Source organism: Vibrio sp. QJM3NY_27, assembly GCF_057785955.1.
Window position 1 is genome coordinate 659,274 of sequence record NZ_CM173511.1, and the last position, 21,517, is coordinate 680,790.

Below are 21,517 nucleotides of genomic sequence, written 5' to 3' on the forward strand. Positions count from 1 at the left end.
ATCCATGGCACTACTTCAGATTGCAGAACCAGGGCAAAGCGCCGCTCCTCACCAGCATAAGCTTGCAGTGGGTATTGATTTAGGTACAACAAACTCGTTGGTTGCTGCAGTACGCAGTGGCGAGGCGAGCACACTTGTTGATCAACAAGGTCGAAGCATTTTACCTTCAGTTGTTCACTACCAGTTGGAATCTTATACGACTGGCGATGAAGCTCGTGCTAACGCGCAGACTGACCCTAAAAATACCATTATCTCAGTAAAACGATTAATTGGTCGCTCACTGTCGGATATTCAACAGCGATACCCGTCTCTGCCATATCAGTTTGAAGAAAGTGATAATGGTTTGCCTGTGATTCGCACAGAGCAAGGCAACAAGAACCCAATTCAAGTATCAGCAGACATTCTGCGAGCGCTAGGTCAACGTGCTGAGTCAACACTCGGTGGCGAGCTATCTGGTGCAGTGATTACCGTTCCTGCGTACTTTGATGATGCACAGCGTGCTGGTACGAAAGACGCGGCGCAACTTGCTGGTCTTCACGTGTTACGTCTTCTTAATGAACCTACTGCCGCAGCGATTGCTTACGGTCTGGATTCAGGTAAAGAAGGGGTAATCGCCGTTTATGACTTGGGTGGTGGTACGTTTGATATCTCTATCCTACGCCTGTCTAAAGGTGTCTTTGAAGTTTTAGCTACGGGTGGTGACTCTGCGTTAGGTGGTGATGATTTTGACCATTTGGTTGCAGAACATTTCCAAGCGCAAATGGGCTTATCAGAGCTAACGGCAGAGCAGAACCGTATTCTTCTAGACGCAGCAACAGAAGCGAAGATTAGCTTATCTGAAGCTGAAAGTGTTGATGTTGACGTACTAGGTTGGTCTGGTTCATTAACTCGTGAAGAGTTTGAAGAGCTCATCAAGCCACTAGTTAAGAAAACGCTACTTTCGTGCCGTCGCGCACTGAAAGATGCTGAAGTTGACGCGGACGAAGTTCTGGAAGTGGTTATGGTTGGTGGTTCAACTCGTACCTTACTTGTCCGTGAAATGGTGGGTGGCTTCTTTGGTCGTACTCCATTAACCAGCATTAACCCTGATGAAGTGGTTGCGATTGGTGCGTCGATTCAAGCGGATATCTTAGTTGGCAACAAGCCTGACTCTGAGATGCTACTTCTAGATGTTATCCCACTTTCCTTAGGTATCGAAACTATGGGTGGCTTGGTCGAAAAGATTATCCCTCGTAACACCACGATCCCTGTTGCTCGCGCACAAGAATTTACCACGTTCAAAGACGGTCAAACTGCAATGACAGTGCACACCGTGCAAGGCGAGCGTGAAATGGTCGACGACTGTCGTTCACTAGCTCGATTTGCTCTGAAAGGCATTCCGCCAATGACAGCAGGTGCTGCGCATATTCGTGTCACTTACCAAGTGGATGCTGATGGCCTGCTATCGGTTACCGCGATGGAGAAGAGCACTGGCGTTCAAGCTGAAATCCAAGTTAAGCCTTCTTACGGTCTAAGTGACAACGAAGTGGCTAGCATGCTGAAAGATTCGATGACGTTTGCAAAAGAAGACATGCAAGCGCGCGCTCTGGCTGAGCAACGCGTAGAAGCGGATCGTGTTATCGAAGGCCTTATTGCTGCAATGCAAGCCGATGGTGACGAGCTGCTTGATGAACAAGGAAAACAACAACTTGTTCAAGCGATTGAAGCACTGATCGAAGTGCGTAATGGCGACAATGCCGATGCCATTGAACTAGAAATTAAGAATACCGACAAAGCGAGCCAAGACTTTGCTTCTCGTCGTATGGATAAATCAATTCGAGCTGCACTGTCAGGTCAGTCAGTCGATAATATTTAATAGTTAGAGAATAGATAAACATGCCAAAGATTATTGTTTTACCTCACGAAGATCTATGTCCAGAAGGCGCTGTTTTAGAAGCAAAAACTGGTGAGACGGTTCTTGATGTTGCACTGAAGGCCGGTATTGGTATTGAACACGCATGTGAAAAGTCGTGTGCATGTACTACATGTCACGTTGTGATTCGTGAAGGTTTCGACTCATTAGAAGAAAGTGATGACCTAGAAGACGACATGCTTGATAAAGCATGGGGTCTGGAAATGGAATCTCGTCTTGGTTGCCAAGCTAAAGTGGCGGATACTGACCTTGTTGTTGAGATTCCAAAGTACACATTGAACCTAGCTTCTGAAGAGCACTAAGAACTCAGCTCGGCTAAAACTGTTAGTAAAACTGGCATAGAATATAAATCATGAAGATGACAAATCGTCGCTGATAAATATAAGGAAGTGTTATGAGCTTGAAATGGATTGATTCGCGAGATATTGCGATTGAACTATGTGATTTATACCCAGATACCGATCCTAAAACGGTGCGTTTTACGGACTTGCATCAATGGGTGTTAGATCTTGAAGATTTTGATGATGAGCCGAATCACTCGAATGAGAAAATTCTAGAGGCCATTATTTTGTGCTGGATGGATGAGATGGACTAGCCCTCTTGTTCTATAATTTGGCCGTTGGTTGGAATTTATCCAATATAAAACACAGCCAAGTTAACAATTCTTACTAAAAAAAGCGGACCTTATGGTCCGTTTTTTTATCAAAATGACATTTTTCTCCTACATAATGCTAACATCAGTCCGCTAATAAAAAATAATCAGAACCACACACTCAAGGTGGTTCATGACAAGGAGAAATCATGTCTACACAGATGTCAGTATTTTTAAGTCAAGAAGCTGCCCAGCCTCAGTGGGGAGCAAGAGCTATTTTATCGTTTTCTGAAGCGGGAGCGACAATTCACATTGGTGAAGGCCACGATTTAGGGGCGGTTCAACGTGCTGGTCGTACGCTTGACGGACAAGGTATCGCATTGGTTTCACTTAGCGGTGAAGGGTGGGATTTAGAAAGCGTTTGGGCTTTCTACCAAGGCTACCGTGGACCAAAGAAAAAGAATGCATTGGAATGGGATGCACTTTCAGAAACCGACCAAGCTGAGCTAGAAGCTCGCATTCGCTCTACTGATTGGACTCGTGACATTATCAACAAAACCGCTGAAGAAGTGGCACCTCGTCAATTAGCGACGATGGCTGCGGAATACATCAAGTCAGTGGCTCCTGCGGGCACAGTTAAAGCGAAAATCGTTAAAGACAAAGACCTACTAACCGAAGGTTGGGAAGGCATCTACGCGGTAGGCCGCGGCTCTGAGCGTACTTCTGCAATGCTTCAACTGGACTTCAACCCTACCGGCGACGAAGACGCACCTGTATTTGCTTGTCTGGTTGGTAAAGGTATCACTTTCGACTCAGGCGGTTACAGCATCAAGCCTGGTCAATTCATGACAGCAATGAAGGCTGACATGGGTGGCGCAGCAACTATTACGGGTGGTCTAGGTCTAGCGATTGAACGCGGCCTGAACAAGCGTATCAAGCTTATCCTATGTTGTGCAGAGAACATGATCTCTGGTCGTGCATTGAAGCTTGGCGACATCATTACTTACAAAAATGGTAAGACTGTCGAGATCATGAATACTGATGCGGAAGGTCGCTTGGTTCTTGCTGATGGTTTGATGTACGCAAGTGCACAAAACCCTGAGTTGATCATCGACTGTGCAACGCTTACCGGCGCGGCTAAAAACGCACTGGGTAATGATTATCACGCACTATTGAGCTTCGATGATGAGTTATCTCACCAAGCACTAACGGCGGCAAACCAAGAGAAAGAAGGTCTATGGCCATTGCCTCTTGCTGATTTCCACCGTGGCATGTTGCCTTCAAACTTTGCTGATCTTTCAAACATCAGCTCTGGTGATTACACTCCGGGTGCAAGTACCGCTGCTGCGTTCCTTTCTTACTTTGTCGATGATTACAAAAAAGGTTGGATCCACATGGACTGCGCGGGTACTTACCGTAAGTCATCAAGTGATAAGTGGGCTGCAGGCGCGACTGGTATGGGTGTTCGTACACTGGCTCGTCTTCTTATCGACCAAGCAAAATAATAATAAGAGTGAGCGGTATTTCGATACCGCTTATTCATAAACTCAGATCGAATGATCTTAGTAATTTCAGTATTTAATAACAAAAAAATGAAGTGAAGGAATCCCTATGGCTCTAGAAAGAACGTTCTCAATTGTTAAGCCGGATGCAGTTAAGCGTAACCTTGTTGGTGAAATCTACCACCGCATTGAAAAAGCAGGCCTACAGATTATTGCCGCTAAAATGGTTTCTCTTACTGAAGCGCAAGCAAGTTGCTTCTATGCAGAACATGAAGGTAAAGAGTTCTTTGGACCACTAAAAGAGTTCATGACTTCTGGTCCTATCATGGTTCAAGTACTTGAAGGCGAAAATGCGATCGCTCGTTACCGTGAACTAATGGGTAAAACTAACCCAGAAGAAGCGGCTTGCGGCACTATCCGTGCTGACTACGCAATCAGCATGCGTTACAACTCAGTACACGGCAGTGACAGCCCTGAGTCTGCAGCTCGCGAAATCGAATTCTTCTTCCCAGAATCTGAAATTTGCCCACGTCCAGCTGAATAAGCAGACAACAGCAAATATCAATAAAGGCTTCACTTCGGTGAAGCCTTTTTCGTATGTGGTCTTTGCATTCTCGATAATCTATTTAGTCGTTATTCCCGAGAGCGACGTAGGAGTGTAATCGGGAATCTCTGTTAGTTGTTGGAGATTCCAGATACCTCGTTCCTCAGTTCTGGAATGACGGGCTTTGAGGAGTTCATGACCTGATAGCGATGAATGGCGGGGCCACAATCTTGTGGTAAGTATTGGTGAGCTTGTGGAGATTATTTACGTCATTCCCGAAAGCGACGGAGGAGCGTAATCGGGAATCTTTTCTTTAATTTAGGTATTCTCAGACCGAACAAAACAATTGCTCAAGTTTTAATCGCTTAACTTTGAATGTCTTAATAAACACAGGGTTTTACAGCGCTTGTTGAAGTTGCGTAAAGCCTGTACAATTCGCGCCCTTAATTATTGTTCCGTCATTGAGAGGCATCATGACCACAGCTAAAGTCAATCTACTCGATTTTGATCGTAAAGGTCTTCGTAAATTTTTCACAGAAGAACTGAATGAGAAAGCGTTTCGAGCAGAGCAAGTGATGAAGTGGATTTATCACTTCGGTGTCGATGACTTCGAACAAATGAACAACATCAACAAAAAATTACGTGAGAAACTGCTGCATCGCTGTGAGATTGTTGCACCTATCGTTTCTGAAGCTCAGCACTCTGCAGATGGCACCATTAAATGGGCGATGAGCGTTGGTGACCAAGACGTTGAGACGGTATACATCCCAGATGGTGACCGTGCGACGCTATGTGTATCTTCACAGGTTGGTTGTGCATTAGAATGTAAATTCTGCTCTACGGCTCAACAAGGCTTCAACCGTAACCTGAAAGTTTCAGAGATCGTTGGTCAAATCTGGCGTGCTGCACGTGAAATCGGTTTAGAGAAAGATACGGGTCGTCGTCCAATTACTAACGTCGTAATGATGGGTATGGGGGAGCCTCTGCTTAACATGAAGAACCTAATTCCATCATTAGAGCTGATGCTTGATGATCTAGGATTCTCACTGTCTAAGCGTCGTGTGACAGTATCAACATCTGGTGTTGTTTCTGGTCTTGATCAGATGACAGACAACATCGATGTGGCTCTGGCGATTTCTCTACACGCACCAAACGATGCACTACGTAGCCAAATCATGCCAATCAACGACCGTTGGGATATCCAAGATTTCCTAGCATCGGTTCGTCGTTACATTGCTTCTTCAAATGCTAACCGCGGTAAAGTAACGGTTGAGTACGTTCTATTGGATCATGTGAATGATGATATGGACCACGCTCGTGAACTTGCTGAGCTAATGAAAGATACGCCTTGTAAGATCAACTTGATTCCATTCAACCCTTATCCGGGTTCGCCTTACAAGAAGCCAAGCAACTCTCGTATTGATCGCTTCCAAAAAACGCTGATGGAATACAACTACACAGTAACGGTTCGTAAAACACGTGGCGATGATATTGATGCCGCATGTGGTCAGTTGGTTGGTGATGTTATTGATAGAACCAAGCGTACTAAAATGCTGAAAGCCGCCTCTGAAGCCAACTTAATCGCAGGTGATGTGATTCAAGTAAAAGCGGTTTAAATACCATTTAGATCTAAACAAGCCAGAAGGATTCCTTCTGGCTTGTTGCTTTTCTGGAAGGTGAATTTCCAAAAATTGGATTTTTTCCCCACGCTTTCTTACATTTTTCGTTAAATTTTGGACAAAACCATGAGCTGACGGTAAATTTTGTCGAAAGTGTTTTTGCCTTGTAATGGCATTAGCTTATGATTAAATAATCTTAAATTAATTTAAGTGCTCGCTTGTTACCCGATAATCGTCAATGTGTCTATTTAGGTTGGCTACTTGATAAACTAGCTTCCTGAGAAAGTCGCTCACCAACAGTGTGTGGTTTTCTACTTTAAGGGTTGATGAACCGGGTGACAGGAAAAATTCCACATAGTAGGTTGTAAGATTGAGCTTAAACGAAAATAAAAAATGCTCTCATCAACCTGCAATAATACTTTAGAAGTTCACTCTCTATGAACACAGAACAAGAAACACAAACGCAAGAAACTGTCGCTCCAGCAATTGAAGCGGGAACGCTGCTCAAAAATAAACGAGAATCTCTTGGTTTAACACAAAAGCAGATCTCTGATCGCTTGAAGCTACGCGTTACGCTTATCCAGCAAATTGAAGAAAACCAATTCGAGTCAGATCAGGTTGCCACCTTTATGCGTGGTTACATTCGTTCATACGCGAAATACGTCAATCTTGATGAAAAAGTCGTGTTGAACGCGCTTCATCATTCTGGTGATGCCCAACATCAAGAACAAGAAATGTTGAGCTTCTCTCGTAAGACTAAAACCGAGAAGCACAATAGCCGTATTATGCTCCTTACTTGGAGCATCTTTGCTGTGATTGTGGGTATCTCCTCTCTTTGGTGGTGGCAGAATCAACAGCAAGACACCTTATCTCAATCTTTAGCCAATACTGAAAGCTCGAAAGAGCTAGTGGTAGAAGAGTCGCTTGATCCTGAGCTGACTTCATTAGAAGTGATTGAAGCAGAACAAAACACAGAGACATCACCTGTTACTGAAAACTCTGATGAGCTTACTGAAGTGAGTTCAGCTGAAGATTCAGTAACTCTTGACCCTGTTGAAGTCATTGAAGAAGCACCAGAAGCAGCAGACGTTGCTTCGGTTACTGCGGAACCAGAGACTGTAGCGCCTGAAGCTGTGGTTAACGAGCTAGTGATGCAGTTTTCTGCTGATTGCTGGATCCAAGTGAAAGATGCTTCGGGCAAAACGTTATCTACTGGCATTAAAAAAGCAGGCCAGACATTAAATCTTTCTGGAACTGCACCATATAAAGTGATTCTGGGTGCGCCTGAAGGCGTATCGATGACATTTGCAAGTGAACCTGTCGACCTTTCTGGGTATACTTCAGGCAAAGTAGCTAGAATAACCTTACCTTAGAGTTAATATGCAACACGAATCTCCTATTATTCGTCGCAAATCAACCCGTATTTATGTGGGTGATGTGCCGATCGGTGATGGTGCACCAATTGCTGTGCAATCCATGACCAACACAAGAACAACAGATGTCGCCGCGACCGTCGCTCAAATTCGAGCTTTGGAAAAAGTGGGGGCAGATATCGTTCGCGTATCTGTACCGACTATGGAGGCCGCTGAAGCCTTTAAGCTAATCAAGCAGCAGGTCTCTGTTCCTTTGGTTGCTGACATTCACTTCGACTACCGTATCGCTCTTAAAGTGGCAGAGTATGGGGTTGACTGTCTGCGTATCAACCCAGGTAACATCGGTAACGAAAGCCGCATTCGCTCTGTTGTGGATTGTGCTCGTGATATGAATATCCCGATTCGTATTGGTGTTAACGGCGGTTCTCTTGAAAAAGAGATCCAAGAGAAATACACAGAGCCTACAGCAGAAGCGCTGGTTGAATCTGCAATGCGTCACGTCGATATCCTAGACCGTCTGAACTTTGATCAATTCAAAGTCAGCGTGAAGGCTTCTGATGTATTCCTAGCCGTCGGTTCTTACCGTTTGCTTGCTAAGCAGATTGATCAACCACTTCACCTAGGTATTACTGAAGCGGGTGGAGCACGTGCGGGTTCTGTGAAATCGGCTGTAGGTTTGGGCATGTTATTGTCTGAAGGTATCGGCGATACGCTGCGTATCTCGCTAGCAGCAGATCCAATCGAAGAGATCAAAGTGGGCTTTGATATTCTTAAATCTTTGCGCATTCGCTCGCGTGGCATCAACTTCATTGCGTGCCCAAGTTGTTCTCGTCAAGAGTTCGATGTTATCAACACCGTTAACGCCCTTGAAGAACGCTTAGAAGACATAGTGACTCCAATGGACGTCTCAATAATCGGTTGTGTCGTTAACGGCCCTGGTGAAGCTGAAGTGTCTCACTTAGGCCTTGCGGGTAGTGCTCGTAAGAGTGCCTTCTACGAAGACGGTAAGCGTCAGAAAGAGCGTTTTGACAACGATGACCTTGTCGACAAACTTGAAGCTAAGATTCGTGCAAAAGCGTCAGTGCTTGATAAAGAAAATCGCATTGATGTAGAAAACTTAGAAGATTAATACAACGCGATGGGGTGTGATTGTCTATTCGCACTAACACCTGGTCGTGAGAAATTACGGAATAAATACTGTGGCTAAAAATATCCAAGCAATTCGAGGCATGAACGACTGCCTTCCAACTCAATCACCACTGTGGCAGAAAGTAGAAAGCGCAGTTAAAAGTGTGGTGAGTGCATACGGTTACAACGAAGTACGTATGCCTATCGTTGAAGAAACGAACCTATTTAGCCGTGCGGTTGGTGAAGAAACTGATGTTGTTTCTAAAGAGATGTACACCTTTGATGACCGCAATGGTGATAGCCTAACGCTGCGTCCAGAAGGCACAGCAGGTTGTGTACGTTCATGTATTCAAAACAGCCTTATCAACCGTGATGAGCAGCGCCTATGGTACATGGGTCCAATGTTCCGTCACGAGCGTCCTCAAAAAGGTCGTTACCGTCAATTCCACCAATGTGGTGTTGAAGTGTTTGGCCTAGACGGTCCAGACGTTGACGCAGAACTTATCATGATGACAGCACGTCTATGGCGTGAACTAGGCATTGATAAGCACGTTCGCCTCGAGCTGAACTCAATCGGTTCTCAAGAAGATCGCGTTAGCTATCGTATAGCGTTAGTGGCTTTCCTTGAGCAACATATTGATGTGTTAGATGAAGACTGTAAACGTCGCATGCACACTAACCCTCTACGTGTACTTGATACTAAGAACCCAGATGTTCAAGCGATCTTAGGTGACGCACCTCGGCTATCTGAATATTTAGGTGAAGAATCGAAGCAACATTTTGCTGGTTTGTGTGAACTTCTTGACGCGGTTGGTATCGAATACCAAGTTAATGAGCGTCTAGTACGTGGCCTAGATTACTACAACCGCACCGTATTTGAGTGGATCACTGATAGCCTTGGTGCTCAAGGTACAGTTTGTGGCGGTGGTCGTTACGATGGTCTTGTTGAGCAACTAGGCGGCAAAGCAACCAATGCTGTTGGCTTCGCAATGGGTCTAGAGCGTCTGGTTCTTATGATGGAAACGCTAGAGCTGACAGAAGTTCGCCGTAGCGTTGACGTATACGTGGTTGCTGCTGGCGAAGGTACTATGATCGCAGGCATGCAACTAGCGAATCAGTTACGCGATACCGTTGAAGGCGTACGCGTAATGAACCACTTCGGTGGTGGTAACTTCAAGAAGCAATTCAAGCGTGCTGACAAAGTAGGTGCTGTTGTAGCACTGGTACTTGGTGAGAACGAAGTTGCTGACAATACAGTTGTGCTAAAAGATCTGGTTGGCGGCGAGCAAGAAACCGTGTCTCAAACGGACGTTGCAGAGAAAGTTGCTGCGCTAATCTAATTAGCCATTGAGCAAACGCTCATCATGAATATCAACGTCAGCACTATGCTGGCGTTTAAAGAATTAAAGAGGACAGGAAGTGGAACTTTACGATAGCGAAGAGCAACAAGTTGAAGCCATTAAAGATTGGTGGAAAGAGAACGGTAAAGCCGTAATCTTTGGTGCAGTTATTGGTTTAGGCGGTCTATTTGGCTGGCGCTATTACCAAGATTCAGTCGTTGAAGCACGTGAAGTCGCTTCAGAAGGCTACACCTCTGTAATTTCAGCTCTTGATGCTAAGGGCGTTGATGCTCAATCTGATATTCAAGCTTTTATCGACGCTAACAAAGACGCTGAATACTCTGTACTTGCTGCTATGCAATTAGCAAAAGCGCAAGTTCAAGCGGGTGACCTTGCAGCTGCACTTGAACAGCTTGAGTGGGCAAAATCGGCAACTAAGGATGCGGCACTTACGCCACTACTGACTTACCGTGCTGCACGTATCAAAGCTGAGCAAGGTGAATTTGACGCAGCATTGACTGATCTTGAAGCGATGACTGACGAATCTTGGACAGGCCGTGTTGCTGAACTGCGTGGTGATATCTCACTTCGTAAAGGCGATACAGATGCGGCTTACAGTGCTTACTCTGAAGCACAACAAGCAGCTGATGCGAGCCAAACGCTTCAAATCAAACTTGACGACCTAGCTAAATAAGGCGCTTTGAATGAAGAAGATGTTTCCAAAAGCGGCGTTGTGTGCGATTGCTCTTGGCCTATTGGCTGGCTGTGCGGGTGAAGAAGACACCGTAATCATGGCGCCAGTACCAACAGTAAATAGCGAGTTTACTCCTAGCCAGGAATGGTCTACGTCGGTTGGTGATGGTGTTGGCCACTACTTTTCAAAACTAACGCCAGAGTTGGCTTACGACAAAGTGTTTGTTGCGAGCCGTGAAGGTATGGTTAAAGCGCTTGACCCTGAAACAGGTAAAGAGCTGTGGAAAGTCGATCTTGAAAAAGAAGTACTGGCTCGTTTATCGGGTGGCTTAACGGCGGCTTACGGCAAAATATTTGTTGGTTCTGAAAATGGCGAAGTGATCGCTATGGATGAATCAACCGGTGAAGAGCTGTGGCGTGTATCAGTGAATGGTGAGGTGCTTGCATCCCCAGCAACTGAAAGCAACATGGTTATTGTTCATACCAGTCGTGGTATGTTGATCGCGTTAGATCAAGAAAGCGGCGAACAAAAATGGACGATTAGCACTGAAGTTCCAAGCCTAACACTTCGTGGCGATAGCTCGCCTGTTGCTGTTTCTGGCGGTGTATTCTGGGGGACTGCCAATGGTCGTTTAGCAGCTGCTATTGTTGACCGTGGTCAGCTTATTTGGCAACAGCCAGTAGGCACACCAAAAGGTGCAACGGAAATAGATCGCTTGGTTGATGTTGATGCATCACCGATTGTTCTTGGCGGCACCCTGTATACAGTAGGTATCAATGGTCAGCTAATCGCTATCGATCTTCGTTCTGGTAAGCCAATTTGGAAGCGTAACTACTCGTCAGCGATTGATTTAGCAAGTGATGGCAGCCGTTTGTTCGTTGTTACCGACAAAGACCATGTGGTTGCGGTTGATGCGCGTAGTGGTACTGAACTTTGGAGCACTCCATTGTTAGAAAACCGCTTACTGACAGCACCTGCTATTATTAATGGTTATGTAGTTGTGGGTGATACAGAAGGTTATCTGCACTGGTTAGATCGTTCATCGGGTGAGTTTGTTGCTCAACAGCTCGTCGATGATAGCGGCTTTGCGGTTGCGCCAATTGAAATGCCTGAAGGCTACTTAGTGACGACTCGCAATGGCGATGTAAAGAAACTAACGATTAGCCAATAAAAGCGTGATACAATTCACAGTCGGCTCCTGGTTGGTAACAGCTAGGAGCCGTTTTGTTGTTATAAATTAATAAACCGTGTGGTTATAGGTAAGAGTTTAAACTTGCGATCAAGTGCTTACCTATAACTACATTTAGAGAAGAAATTGTAGAGGTTGTTATGGTACCTGTTGTTGCTCTAGTAGGGCGTCCGAACGTAGGTAAATCTACGTTATTTAACCGATTGACTCGAACTCGTGATGCATTGGTTGCGGATTTCCCTGGCTTAACGCGTGACCGTAAATACGGTCATGCTCATTTTAGCGAGCATGACTTTATTGTTATTGACACTGGTGGTATCGACGGTACCGAAGAAGGTGTTGAAACTAAAATGGCTGAACAGTCGCTAGCGGCGATTGATGAAGCTGATGTCGTTCTATTTATGGTAGATGGCCGTGCGGGTCTAACACCTTCAGACGTGGCTATCGCTAAGCACCTTCGTCAACTAGAAAAGCCTTCAATGCTAGTAGTAAACAAGGTTGATGGTATCGACCCTGATGCTGCAAGTGCTGATTTCTGGCAACTAGGCGTAGAAGACATGTACCAAATCGCCGCAGCGCACGGTCGTGGCGTAACAGCGTTGATTGATCTTGCTCTTAACCCGTTCGCAGAAGCGTTAAAAGCAGAGAATGGCGAAGTAAGCGATTTAACTGAGTTTGAAGACGAAGAAGAAGAGCAAGTTGATTTCACTGAAGAAGAAGCTGAAGAAGAATTCAAGCGCCTTCAAGATCAACCAATTAAGCTAGCGATCATTGGCCGTCCTAACGTAGGTAAATCAACACTAACTAACCGTATTCTTGGTGAAGAACGTGTTGTTGTTTACGATATGCCAGGCACAACTCGTGACTCTATCTACATTCCAATGCAGCGTGATGAGCGTGAATACGTTCTGATTGATACTGCAGGTGTTCGTCGTCGTAAAAATATCAACGAAACAGTAGAGAAGTTCTCAGTGGTTAAAACACTGAAAGCAATTGAAGATGCTAACGTTGTATTGCTGCTTATTGATGCTCGAGACAACATCTCTGATCAAGATTTAAGCTTGTTAGGCTTTGCGTTGAATGCTGGTCGTTCAATTGTTATTGCAGTAAACAAGTGGGATGGTCTAGACAGCGATGTTAAAGATCGCGTTAAGAAAGAACTAGACCGTCGTTTAGGTTTCGTTGATTTCGCACGTATTCACTTTATCTCTGCACTTCACGGTACAGGTGTTGGTCACTTGTTTGAATCTGTTCAAGAAGCTTACAAGTCAGCGACGACTCGTGTTGGTACTTCTGTGCTAACTCGTATCATGAAGATGGCGACTGATGATCACCAACCGCCTATGGTTCGTGGCCGTCGTGTTAAATTGAAATACGCGCACGCTGGTGGCTACAACCCACCGATTATCGTTATCCACGGTAACCAAGTACGTAACTTGCCAGATTCATACAAACGATTCTTGATGAACTACTACCGTCGTTCACTAGAGATTATGGGTACACCTATTCGCATTCAATTCCAGAACAGCGAGAACCCATTTGAAGCTAAGACAACCAAGCTGACAATTTCTCAAGAACGTAAACGTAAGCGTATGATGAGCATGGTTAAAGGTCGTAAGTAAACCTATTCCAATAGATTTGATACCCGAGCCTGTCTCGGGTATTTTTTTAAGCAAAATTCACGTTAAGCCATAACCTCATATCTCCATATCGTGATGGGTTAACGAATTAGACTCAATTTCAAAAGAAGAACGATATGACCACTAGCGATTCCATGACACCAGCGACATCCATGAAACCAATAATAGTTATCACACCAACCATCACTCAATTTTGTCATCAGGCTTGGCAGATCAAAGCAAAGGCGTTGTACGTTGAAAACGATGACAGCAAAACCTACCTGATCACCGACATGACACCTTTCCACCCAGTGAGTCATATTTGGCCAGATCACCCTGCAGACCAAGGCTTTGTTAATGTTGGTGACGTGCAATATCCCGTTGAAGACTGTCTTGTTGGTGCAATAGAACAATCTACTGGCAAGCTTCATATCGCAGCAGATATCCCTGTTAAGCGTGATACGGAAGGGTGGACGTTTGTGGTTGTCCACCAGCTACCTGTATCTGCTTCTATGATTAAGGTTAGCGACGAAGTCATGTTGACGGTTGATAAAGAGTATCAAGCTAGTTTGAGCCGTGGTCACAGCGCTGGCCACATCGCTTTCCTAGCCTTGAATAAAGTATTGGCTGAGAGCTACTGGCGTAAAGATGCAGATAGAAAAGATCCGCTTGGCAGTTATGACTTCAATAGCTACGCGCAAGTGACTAGCTTTGTGACTCCCGAGTTGTGTACCGATAAATATCGTTTGGGAAAAACCCTGAAGAAGCGCGGTTTGAATGTTGCAGACATGCTAACCAATCTTGATGGTATCGAAGCCGACATCAATCAGATGATTAAAGGTTGGCTCGCAGACTCGACGCCAGTAGCAATGAGACTGGAAGGTGAGGCATTAACAGACTCTCGCTATTGGGAATGGCAGTTGGATAGCGACACTTTAGTGTCTATTCCTTGTGGTGGTACTCACATCGAGAATACGTCAGAGCTTAAGTCTTTATCGGTTAAGTTAACCCAGTTAGATGACCAGCATATTGAAATGCTGACGCATGTAATACGATGATTTAGACTACAGATCGAAATGGCTTATGCTGTTTGTTTTGTTTTAATAGGTAACCTTTAACATAAATGACTGTTTAAAATTGAAATGCAGCACATGTAACTTATGCTTTCGGTGTGTGGTGATATAAATATTCTTTTTGGGGTAGATCGCTGATCAAAATAGATAAAGCGAAAGATCAACCTATGATCTTCGATTGTGTGTACGGCTTATTTAGTGTGTTATTATTAACCAATAGTAAGCTTGCATAAGAACAAGCTGTACCCTATTACACAATTGAAAGCTTTAGTGAATGGAACAACAATTTTTATTAGAAGGCCATCGAGCCGTCAATAGTTTGCTGCGCAAGCTTGCTCTTGGGATGGATCGCAAAGATTTAAACCATAAGATCATTCAGCTTACCGAGCAGATTTTTGGGCAGCGTATGGCTTCAATTTTACTGCTTAACTCAGAGTCTAAAACTTTACACCTTGAATATGCCCCAAACCTGCCTGATTTTTACAATCAGCAGATAGAAGGGGTTGGGATTGGTGCAGGGATTGGTTCTTGTGGCGAGGCGGCTGCACTCAAGAAAGCAGTGATGGTCTCCAACATAAATGCACACCCAAACTGGGCACCTTTTTTAGCCCTCACCAATCAAGCGAATCTGCATGCCTGTTGGTCGGTACCCATTATCTCGTCGCGCGGTAATGTGTTGGGTACCTTTGCTATTTATAGTCAGTACATCTCTGAACCGCATGAATTTGAGCTGGAGATCTTAGAACTACTGGCTTCCCTGTACTCGGTAGCACTAGAGAAGTTTGAGCTGGAGAATCAGCTTAACTTTTTCGCCAATCGTGATTCTCTAACTCATTGCTTGAATCGTCGTGCACTGTTCAATGAAGCCGAAAAAGTGTTGGCTAAGCGATGTTTTTCAGAAAAGGTGATGGCGTGTCTGTTTGTTGATGTCGATAAGTTCAAATCGATCAACGATACCTATGGTCATAGTTTTGGTGATGATGTGCTGTTGGCGGTTGCCGAAGTTCTTGATGAGGCAACCACAGCATGTGCCAAGATAGGGCGTTACGGTGGCGATGAGTTTGTGGTGTTCTCTTGCTTTGATGATCAAGAAAGCGTTGTTAGTTTCTACCACAGCTTAGAGAAAGCACTGCAACAAGCGCTTTATATCAATGATGTGCAGTTCTCAGTGAGTGTTGGGTTGTCTTGTGAGAAAGATCCTCAAGGATTAGACCTGTTGATCGCACAAGCTGATAAGAACATGTACCAAATCAAGCAAGCGAAGTCTCAGCGGTAGTAGATTGTAAAAATAGTCGTAAATTAGGAAATGCTAATGAGTGAAAATATCTGCCCTAAGTGTCAGTCTGAGCTAGCTTGGGATGGCAAGTATCACTGTGAAAGTTGTCAGGCTCACTTTACTAAAGTTGGGTTTTGCCCTGAGTGCAGCAGCCAACTTGAGAAGCTTCAAGCCTGTGGTGCGGCGAGTTATTTTTGTAATGCCGATTGCAACGAATTGAAGTCTAAGTCGAGAGTAAAATTCGAATTCCAACCAGCGGAATAGCCTTAAACAGCATGGTTTGAACGACCATTGGTTATGTTATACCAGAGACCCAATACCAAAGTGTTGGGTCTTTTTTGTATCTGATGAACAGGAATGTGTCATCTTGGTTCATTCTCATCGCCACTGCACCAGCATGAAACATAGTGACATGATCGCTATGCACTCCATTGGTGTGAGTTTCTTTTAACTTCCATAAATACAATTACTTATAAATAATTTTGTTGGTTTATAAGTTTGGCACTCTTCTTGTAACTCTGTAATTGAATAACAAAAATACAATTATGGAGTAATATCATGAACAAGGTGTTCAATTTATCGCTAGCTGCACTGTGTACAACACTTTCATTTTCTTCTGCAACAGTGTTTGCTGCTGATGAGACCATCAAGGTCGGTGTTCTACACTCACTTTCTGGCACTATGGCGATCAGTGAAACCACGCTAAAAGATACCGTGCTAATGCTTATCGAAGAGCAGAATAAAAAGGGCGGTTTGCTTGGCAAGAAGCTAGAGCCTGTCGTGGTTGACCCTGCGTCAAACTGGCCGCTATTTGCAGAAAAAGCACGTGAACTTATCGAAAAAGAGAAAGTGGATGTGGTGTTCGGTGGTTGGACATCGGTATCACGTAAATCCATGCTGCCTGTTTTTGAAGAACTCAACAGCATCCTTTTCTACCCAGTACAGTATGAAGGCGAAGAGTCTTCTAAAAACGTTTTCTACACCGGTGCCGCGCCAAACCAACAAGCGATTCCTGCAGTGGATTACTTGATGGAAGAGCTTGAAGTTGAGCGTTGGGTACTTGCAGGTACCGATTACGTCTATCCACGTACCACCAATAAGATCCTTGAAGCCTACCTAAAAGATAAAGGTGTCGCAGAAGAAGACATCATGATCAACTACACGCCATTTGGTCACTCTGATTGGCAATCTATCGTTTCAGACATCAAAAAGTTCGGCGAAGCAGGCAAGAAAACCGCTGTGGTTTCTACTGTGAATGGCGATGCGAACGTACCTTTTTATAAAGAGCTTGGTGCTCAAGGCATTTCATCTGAAGACATCCCAGTTATTGCATTCTCTGTTGGTGAAGAAGAACTGTCAGGTATGGATACAGAACCACTGGTTGGTCACCTAGCGGCATGGAACTACTTCATGAGTGTTGATACCGAAGCCAATGAAGAGTTCGTTGAAACGTGGCAGTCGTTCATCAAGAGTGAAAAGCGTGTCACCAATGACCCAATGGAAGCGCACTATGTTGGCTTCAACATGTGGGCTCAAGCGGTCACTAATGCGGGCACAACCGATCCTGAATCTGTGCAAGATGCCTTGATTGGCGTGTCTGTTCCTAACCTTTCTGGCGGCTACTCTACCATGCTGCCAAACCACCACATTACTAAACCAGTCCTGATCGGTGAAATCCAAGACGATGGTCAATTCGACATTGTTTGGGAAACCACTGGACTAGTGGCGGGTGATGCTTGGTCGAGTTACTTACCTGAATCGGCAAAACTGTTCTCTAGTTGGTCGAAGCCATTCTCATGCGGTGCGTTTAACGTAGAAACGAAGAAGTGTTCTGGCGGTAACTAGAGCGTCAATTCAGGAATATTGAGCCTTCCGGTTTGGGAAGAACGCGTCTGTTTAACGGGCGAAGCGAATGGAAGGCTCATCGTTTCAGGTAACAACCACTATCCACACATCCTCCAAGTAAAAATAACAATATCTAACTTGGTTGGTTAAGGAAGCAGGGATGAAAAACGTATTAAACGTATTTAAGGCGCTGTTGCTCATAGCAGTCAGTGCTCAGTTGGCTTTTGCTGGAATAACGGATGAAGCTAGCTTTACCAAGGCGCTAGTTGGTAAGAAAACATCGGATAAAGAATTAGCTATCGATTGGGTGGTTGAGACGCAAACGGAAGATGTGTCGAAACCTATTTTAGATGGCTGGTTAAACGGAAACCTTTACTACTTCAATGAGAAACAGAGCGAGCAGTACAAACAGCTCTACCTCATTCAAAACATCAAAACGGCAACGTCAGCTCAGTCAGTATGGACTGATTCAACGCTTAATATCGACAATGCTAGACAGTTTAAAAAAGTTCGTGTGAATAACAAACTTCGCGGGATGTTACGCGGGGAAATTGCTTATATTGGACTGAACAGCAGTAATACAGAGGTGCGTTACAAAGCGGTTCTGGATCTATTAGGAACCAAAGATTCTGCCATCATCGAACGACTCACTGAACTCAGAGCAAATGAATCAGATGGCAAAGTAGCCGAGCTAATGGACCTCTCATTGGCTATTTATACCTCTCTTGATAAAAGCGCAACCATTGAAGATCGAGTCACGTCGATTGAGCGAGTCGGTGACTTCAAACACTCGGTTGTTCTGAAAACACTGAATCAACTACTGAGCACTGAGCAAGACCCAAAAGTCTTGGCAGCGGCAGAGCGTGCGATGGACGGTTATCAACAGAGCCAAGCACTCTATTCGGGGGTTGAAACGGTATTCTTTGGTTTGAGCTTAGGTTCGGTATTGGTGCTGGCGGGCATTGGCTTGGCGATTACCTTTGGTGTAATGGGCGTTATCAACATGGCTCATGGCGAGCTAATCATGATTGGCGCTTACACCACCTATGTCATGCAATTGTTGATGCCCAATCATATTGGTTTGGCACTGATACTCTCTATCCCTGCTGCGTTTATTGTTTCTGGTTTGGTGGGCATTGTGATCGAGCGAAGTGTGATTCGTCATCTTTATGGTCGCCCATTGGAAACCTTACTCGCGACCTTTGGTATCAGCTTAATCTTGCAGCAAGCCGTTCGCTCTATTTTCTCTCCATTGAACCGCTCAGTAAGCACGCCTGAATGGATGTCTGGCGCACTTCAATTAAACCCAATGCTGTCTCTGACTTATAACCGACTTTATATCATCTTGTTTTGTGGTTTGGTGTTTATGGGCTTATTAATGGTTCTGAAAAAGACACCACTAGGCTTGCAGGTTCGTGCCGTTTCTCAAAACCGTGGTATGGCTCGTGCAATGGGTATTCGATCGGAACGTGTTGATGCGATGACCTTCGGTTTAGGCTCTGGTGTTGCCGGTGTCGCGGGTGTCGCGCTTTCTCAGCTGACTAACGTTGGCCCAAATATGGGGCAGGCGTACATCATCGATTCGTTCATGGTGGTGGTGTTTGGCGGGGTTGGTAACTTATGGGGCACACTAGTCGCAGGGCTCAGCCTTGGCTTATTTAATAAGATTTTAGAACCATGGGCTGGTGCGGTTCTCGCCAAGATCTTAGTACTGGTTTTCATCATTCTATTTATTCAAAAACGCCCACGCGGACTGTTCCCGCAACGTGGTCGTGCGGCTGAAGGTTAAGGACAACATCATGCAGTCTAAATCATTTGTACTTTCGGCGATGCGTGGTGACAAAGGTGGTCAACTGACCATCCTTGCCATTCTTGCGGCCGTGATTCTTATTCCACTGGCTAACACCATGTTGCCAAGTGGACACCCGCTTCATGTTGAGACTTTTACAATCTCATTAATGGGCAAATACCTGAGTTATGCAATATTGGCGTTGGCACTCGATCTTGTGTGGGGTTACCTCGGGATCTTGAGCTTAGGCCATGGTGCTTTCTTTGCGCTTGGTGGCTATGCCATGGGTATGTACCTGATGCGCCAGATTGGTGACCGTGGGGTTTATGGTGATCCAATCCTGCCTGACTTTATGGTGTTCCTTGATTGGTCGGCGTTGCCGTGGTTCTGGCAGGGTTTTGATCAGTTCTGGTTCGCGTGCTTAATGGTGGTGTTGGTGCCGGGCGCATTGGCTTACTTGTTTGGTTATCTGGCTTTCCGCTCTCGCGTATCAGGGGTTTACCTTTCTATCATGACTCAGGCGTTAACTTACGCATTGATGCTGGCATTTTTCCGCAATGAAATGGGCTTTGGTGGCAACAACGGACTGACGGATTTCAAAGACATCATCGGCCTGAGCTTGCAGAGTGATGGGGTCAAGATAGGTCTGTTTGTCGCGACTGGTATTGCGCTTATTCTCAGCTACATCGCTTGTCGTATGGTGGTGACCAGTCGATTAGGTCGTGTGGCATTAGCGATTCGTGATACCGAGTCACGCACTCGCTTTATGGGCTACGACGTCGATGGCATCAAGCTGTGGGTCTTCGTTCTTTCTGCTGTTATCGCGGGTATTGCCGGGGCTTTATATGTTCCCCAAGTTGGCATCATTAACCCGGGAGAATTTGCTCCGCTTAACTCGATTGAGATTGTGGTTTGGGTAGCCTTAGGCGGTCGTGCCACTCTGTTTGGCGCCATTGTTGGGGCATTGATCATCAACTACGCCAAGAGTTGGTTTACGGTTGAGTTCCCTGAGGTGTGGTTATTTGCTCTGGGTGGGCTATTCGTTCTCTCGACCATGTATTTCCCACAAGGTGTAATTGGCTTTGTCAGTGAAAAATGGCAGCAGCTACGCAAGGCATCAAATGGGAAAAACCAAGATGAAGATAAGGATGATCAGCACAAAGCCAAGGAGGTGATCGCATGACCACATTTAATAGCGTAAAGGAATCGGTTCAGGCGTTCACTCGTCGAGACCAAGTCTTTGATTACCTTAAACCTGATATTCATCCCGCTATCGATACTCGCCATAACGTGCTGTTGTATGTAGAAGGCGTTAACAAAAGCTTCGATGGTTTCCAAGCGATAAACGATCTGAACCTCTACATCAATGAAGGAGAGCTTCGCTGCATCATTGGCCCTAATGGCGCAGGTAAAACCACCATGATGGACATCATCACAGGTAAAACTAAGCCAGATACTGGTGAGGTGTGGTTGGGTTCGAACATCAACTTATTGAAGATGAACGAAGCTGAAATTGCCAATGCAGGCGTTGGGCGTAAGTTCCAAAAACCGACCGTGATTGAATGTTTAACTGTGTGGCAGAACCTTGAATTAGCCATGGCCGGCGATCGCTCAGTATGGGCGACTTTCACAGCTGTGATGTCTGGCGAACAGAAAGACAAACTGACCTCGGTACTTGAGCTGATTCATTTAAAAGACGAAGCGGCGAATTTGGCAGGTAATCTGTCTCACGGGCAAAAGCAGTGGTTAGAGATAGGCATGTTATTGATGCAAAACCCCAAGCTGTTGCTGGTGGATGAGCCCGTTGCAGGCATGACTCACCAAGAGATGGATCGTACCTCTGAGTTACTTAACTCACTGGCAGGCAAGCACTCAGTGGTAGTGGTTGAACACGATATGGATTTCGTTCGTTCAATTGCTAGCCATGTCACCGTACTTCACCAGGGTCACGTGTTGGCCGAAGGCACCATGGATCAAGTGCAGGCTCACCCTGAAGTTAAACAAGTTTATCTCGGAGAATAG

19 protein-coding genes are annotated in these 21,517 nt (G+C 45.2%); all 19 read left to right on the forward strand.

Annotated elements, in window-relative coordinates; all coding sequences use genetic code 11:
* The first annotated feature begins 4 nt into the window (after positions 1–4).
* The gene (gene hscA / locus AC3CIA_RS02940) at positions 5–1,855 is read left to right on the forward strand and encodes a Fe-S protein assembly chaperone HscA (protein ID WP_488518491.1); all 1,851 of its coding nucleotides are present in this window, start codon (positions 5–7) and stop codon (positions 1,853–1,855) included.
* 20 nt (positions 1,856–1,875) lie between these two features.
* Complete coding sequence (gene fdx, locus AC3CIA_RS02945) at positions 1,876–2,214, forward strand: ISC system 2Fe-2S type ferredoxin (RefSeq protein WP_004735098.1); 339 nt, start codon at positions 1,876–1,878, stop codon at positions 2,212–2,214.
* Positions 2,215–2,306: 92 nt separating this feature from the next.
* Positions 2,307–2,507: a Fe-S cluster assembly protein IscX gene (gene iscX, locus AC3CIA_RS02950; RefSeq protein ID WP_004735099.1), complete on the forward strand. Its 201-nt coding sequence runs from the start codon at positions 2,307–2,309 to the stop codon at positions 2,505–2,507.
* A 206-nt stretch (positions 2,508–2,713) separates the two neighbouring features.
* Entirely contained in the window at positions 2,714–4,009 is a 1,296-nt protein-coding gene (pepB, locus tag AC3CIA_RS02955) for an aminopeptidase PepB (protein ID WP_017079868.1), read from the forward strand.
* A gap of 106 nt (positions 4,010–4,115) precedes the next feature.
* Positions 4,116–4,550, forward strand: coding sequence for a nucleoside-diphosphate kinase (ndk, locus tag AC3CIA_RS02960; RefSeq protein ID WP_488518492.1), 435 nt, complete (start codon positions 4,116–4,118; stop codon positions 4,548–4,550).
* 473 nt (positions 4,551–5,023) lie between these two features.
* Positions 5,024–6,166, forward strand: coding sequence for a dual-specificity RNA methyltransferase RlmN (rlmN, locus tag AC3CIA_RS02965; RefSeq protein ID WP_065206949.1), 1,143 nt, complete (start codon positions 5,024–5,026; stop codon positions 6,164–6,166).
* A 440-nt stretch (positions 6,167–6,606) separates the two neighbouring features.
* Entirely contained in the window at positions 6,607–7,542 is a 936-nt protein-coding gene (gene rodZ, locus AC3CIA_RS02970) for a cytoskeleton protein RodZ (RefSeq protein ID WP_488518493.1), read from the forward strand.
* A gap of 7 nt (positions 7,543–7,549) precedes the next feature.
* On the forward strand, positions 7,550–8,671 hold the full coding sequence (gene ispG / locus AC3CIA_RS02975) for a flavodoxin-dependent (E)-4-hydroxy-3-methylbut-2-enyl-diphosphate synthase (protein ID WP_171317022.1): 1,122 nt from the start codon (positions 7,550–7,552) through the stop codon (positions 8,669–8,671).
* A gap of 70 nt (positions 8,672–8,741) precedes the next feature.
* Positions 8,742–10,010 carry a histidine--tRNA ligase gene (gene hisS / locus AC3CIA_RS02980; RefSeq protein WP_488518494.1) on the forward strand — a complete coding sequence of 423 codons (1,269 nt, stop codon included), beginning with the start codon at positions 8,742–8,744 and terminating at the stop codon, positions 10,008–10,010.
* A gap of 79 nt (positions 10,011–10,089) precedes the next feature.
* The gene (locus tag AC3CIA_RS02985; protein WP_004735106.1) at positions 10,090–10,704 is read left to right on the forward strand and encodes a YfgM family protein; all 615 of its coding nucleotides are present in this window, start codon (positions 10,090–10,092) and stop codon (positions 10,702–10,704) included.
* A gap of 10 nt (positions 10,705–10,714) precedes the next feature.
* Positions 10,715–11,875, forward strand: a complete 1,161-nt coding sequence (gene bamB / locus AC3CIA_RS02990) for an outer membrane protein assembly factor BamB (RefSeq protein ID WP_004735107.1) — start codon at positions 10,715–10,717, stop codon at positions 11,873–11,875.
* A gap of 158 nt (positions 11,876–12,033) precedes the next feature.
* Positions 12,034–13,515 (forward strand): ribosome biogenesis GTPase Der, encoded by a 1,482-nt coding sequence (der, locus tag AC3CIA_RS02995; RefSeq protein WP_004735108.1) that lies wholly within the window; start codon positions 12,034–12,036, stop codon positions 13,513–13,515.
* Between the two features lie 134 nt (positions 13,516–13,649).
* Positions 13,650–14,570, forward strand: a complete 921-nt coding sequence (locus tag AC3CIA_RS03000) for an alanyl-tRNA editing protein (protein WP_237291094.1) — start codon at positions 13,650–13,652, stop codon at positions 14,568–14,570.
* Positions 14,571–14,859: 289 nt separating this feature from the next.
* Positions 14,860–15,861, forward strand: coding sequence for a sensor domain-containing diguanylate cyclase (locus tag AC3CIA_RS03005; RefSeq protein WP_017084411.1), 1,002 nt, complete (start codon positions 14,860–14,862; stop codon positions 15,859–15,861).
* Between the two features lie 36 nt (positions 15,862–15,897).
* The gene (locus AC3CIA_RS03010) at positions 15,898–16,125 is read left to right on the forward strand and encodes a zinc ribbon domain-containing protein (protein WP_004735111.1); all 228 of its coding nucleotides are present in this window, start codon (positions 15,898–15,900) and stop codon (positions 16,123–16,125) included.
* A 294-nt stretch (positions 16,126–16,419) separates the two neighbouring features.
* Positions 16,420–17,706, forward strand: coding sequence for an urea ABC transporter substrate-binding protein (gene urtA, locus AC3CIA_RS03015; RefSeq protein WP_004735113.1), 1,287 nt, complete (start codon positions 16,420–16,422; stop codon positions 17,704–17,706).
* 160 nt (positions 17,707–17,866) lie between these two features.
* On the forward strand, positions 17,867–19,495 hold the full coding sequence (gene urtB / locus AC3CIA_RS03020; RefSeq protein WP_488518495.1) for an urea ABC transporter permease subunit UrtB: 1,629 nt from the start codon (positions 17,867–17,869) through the stop codon (positions 19,493–19,495).
* A 10-nt stretch (positions 19,496–19,505) separates the two neighbouring features.
* Positions 19,506–20,678: an urea ABC transporter permease subunit UrtC gene (gene urtC, locus AC3CIA_RS03025; RefSeq protein WP_488518496.1), complete on the forward strand. Its 1,173-nt coding sequence runs from the start codon at positions 19,506–19,508 to the stop codon at positions 20,676–20,678.
* Entirely contained in the window at positions 20,675–21,517 is an 843-nt protein-coding gene (urtD, locus tag AC3CIA_RS03030; RefSeq protein ID WP_050633805.1) for an urea ABC transporter ATP-binding protein UrtD, read from the forward strand. The genes urtC and urtD overlap by 4 nt, the downstream gene beginning before the upstream one ends.

Coding starts and splice junctions, on each gene's coding strand:
- hscA (WP_488518491.1), top strand. CDS start 5: ATGGCACTACTTCAGATTGCAGAACCAGGGCAAAGCGCCGCTCCTCAC.
- fdx (WP_004735098.1), top strand. CDS start 1,876: ATGCCAAAGATTATTGTTTTACCTCACGAAGATCTATGTCCAGAAGGC.
- iscX (WP_004735099.1), top strand. CDS start 2,307: ATGAGCTTGAAATGGATTGATTCGCGAGATATTGCGATTGAACTATGT.
- pepB (WP_017079868.1), top strand. CDS start 2,714: ATGTCTACACAGATGTCAGTATTTTTAAGTCAAGAAGCTGCCCAGCCT.
- ndk (WP_488518492.1), top strand. CDS start 4,116: ATGGCTCTAGAAAGAACGTTCTCAATTGTTAAGCCGGATGCAGTTAAG.
- rlmN (WP_065206949.1), top strand. CDS start 5,024: ATGACCACAGCTAAAGTCAATCTACTCGATTTTGATCGTAAAGGTCTT.
- rodZ (WP_488518493.1), top strand. CDS start 6,607: ATGAACACAGAACAAGAAACACAAACGCAAGAAACTGTCGCTCCAGCA.
- ispG (WP_171317022.1), top strand. CDS start 7,550: ATGCAACACGAATCTCCTATTATTCGTCGCAAATCAACCCGTATTTAT.
- bamB (WP_004735107.1), top strand. CDS start 10,715: ATGAAGAAGATGTTTCCAAAAGCGGCGTTGTGTGCGATTGCTCTTGGC.
- der (WP_004735108.1), top strand. CDS start 12,034: ATGGTACCTGTTGTTGCTCTAGTAGGGCGTCCGAACGTAGGTAAATCT.
- AC3CIA_RS03000 (WP_237291094.1), top strand. CDS start 13,650: ATGACCACTAGCGATTCCATGACACCAGCGACATCCATGAAACCAATA.
- AC3CIA_RS03005 (WP_017084411.1), top strand. CDS start 14,860: ATGGAACAACAATTTTTATTAGAAGGCCATCGAGCCGTCAATAGTTTG.
- AC3CIA_RS03010 (WP_004735111.1), top strand. CDS start 15,898: ATGAGTGAAAATATCTGCCCTAAGTGTCAGTCTGAGCTAGCTTGGGAT.
- urtA (WP_004735113.1), top strand. CDS start 16,420: ATGAACAAGGTGTTCAATTTATCGCTAGCTGCACTGTGTACAACACTT.
- urtB (WP_488518495.1), top strand. CDS start 17,867: ATGAAAAACGTATTAAACGTATTTAAGGCGCTGTTGCTCATAGCAGTC.
- urtC (WP_488518496.1), top strand. CDS start 19,506: ATGCAGTCTAAATCATTTGTACTTTCGGCGATGCGTGGTGACAAAGGT.
- urtD (WP_050633805.1), top strand. CDS start 20,675: ATGACCACATTTAATAGCGTAAAGGAATCGGTTCAGGCGTTCACTCGT.